The organism is Pseudoalteromonas sp. T1lg88 (assembly GCF_002964765.1).
GTDB lineage: Bacteria > Pseudomonadota > Gammaproteobacteria > Enterobacterales > Alteromonadaceae > Pseudoalteromonas.
The window spans coordinates 1-1,760 of sequence record NZ_PQCF01000031.1 but is presented as its reverse complement, the minus strand read 5'-3'; the positions used below and the strand labels follow the sequence as shown (position 1 = coordinate 1,760).

At 58.1% G+C, this 1,760-nt stretch carries 1 protein-coding gene; it reads left to right on the top strand.

Going from position 1 to position 1,760, the window contains the following annotated elements; genetic code table 11:
• Positions 1-6 precede the first annotated feature (6 nt).
• Entirely contained in the window at positions 7-1,557 is a 1,551-nt protein-coding gene (locus tag C2M34_RS09255) for a beta strand repeat-containing protein (protein WP_267894351.1), read from the top strand.
• Positions 1,558-1,760: the final 203 nt, after the last annotated feature.

The window sequence follows — 1,760 nt, the reverse complement described above, 5'->3', positions numbered from 1 at the left end:
AACAGTATTGCGTTCGACGATGGCGGCGATGAACAATTAAGCGCGAGTGAGGCGACCAACGTGACCCTTTCTGGCGTTGTCGAAGCCGGTACCACCGTCGACAGCATCACCATCAGTGATGGCGTGACGACGATCACGGTACCGAGCTCGGCGATCAGCATGGATAGCAACGGCAACGTGACCGTCGTAGGGCAAGACCTTTCAGGTCTCGCCGACGGTGAACTAACCGTCACCATGACAGTGACCGACGCTGCCGGGAACACAGGCACGGTCACCGATACCACCACCTTGGATACGGCCGCACCGAGCACAGGTGATGGCGCAAACAGTATTGCGTTCGACGATGGCGGCGATGAACAATTGAGCGCGAGTGAAGCGACCAACGTGACCCTTTCTGGCGTTGTCGAAGCCGGTGCCACCGTCGACAGCATCACCATCAGTGATGGCGTGACGACGATCACGGTACCGAGCTCGGCGATCAGCATGGATAGCAACGGCAACGTGACCGTCGTAGGGCAAGACCTTTCAGGTCTCGCCGACGGTGAACTAACCGTCACCATGACAGTGACCGACGCTGCCGGGAACACAGGCACGGTCACCGATACCACCACCTTGGATACGGCCGCACCGAGCACAGGTGATGGCGCAAACAGTATTGCGTTCGACGATGGCGGCGATGAACAATTGAGCGCGAGTGAAGCGACCAACGTGACCCTTTCTGGCGTTGTCGAAGCCGGTGCCACCGTCGACAGCATCACCATCAGTGATGGCGTGACCACCATCACGGTACCGAGCTCGGCGATCACTTTGGATAGCAACGGCAACCTGACCGTCGTTGGGCAAGACCTGTCAGGTCTCGCCGACGGTGAACTGACTGTCACCATGACAGTGACCGACACTGCCGGGAACACAGGCACGGTCACTGATACCACCACCCTGGATACGGGTGCACCTTCGGTGACCATCAACGATAACACCACCAATGACAGCACCCCAGCCTTGACCGGCACCATAGATGATCCAGAGGCGAGCATAGTGGTAACCGTTGAGGGTGTGGATTACGCCGCCACTAACAATGGCGACGGCACCTGGACCTTGGTGGACGACACCTTACCAGCGCTTATGGACGGAAGCTACCAGGTGACCGTGACCGCCACCGATGCGACGGGTAACAGCGGCACGTCCACGGGCACCTTAGTCATTGACACCAGCGCGCCAACCACGGGCGATGGTGCGAACAGCATTGCGTTCAACGACGGCGGCGATGAGCTAGTTAGCGCAAGTGAGGCGACCAACGTGACCCTTTCTGGCGTCGTTGAAGCCGGTGCCACCGTCGACAGCATCACCATCAGTGATGGTGTGACGACGATCACGGTACCGAGCTCGGCGATCAGCACGGATAGCAACGGCAACGTGACCGTCGTTGGGCAAGATCTGTCAGGTCTCGCCGACGGTGAACTAACTGTCACCATGACAGTGACCGACGCTGCCGGGAACACAGGCACGGTCACCGATACCACCACCTTGGATACGGGCGCACCGAGCACCGGTGATTAAAAACCCTAGCTCAGTTGCTTAGAGCACTACCTGCTCTCTATGACCCGGCCCAAGGTTCAGTGGTTCGAATCCACTCGGTCGTACCAATTCTCTACAATATTTCTCGTATTCAATAAAAACCCTAGCTCAGTTGCTTAGAGCACTACCTGCTCTCTATGACCCGGCCCAAGGTTCAGTGGTTCGAATCCACTCGGTCGTACCAA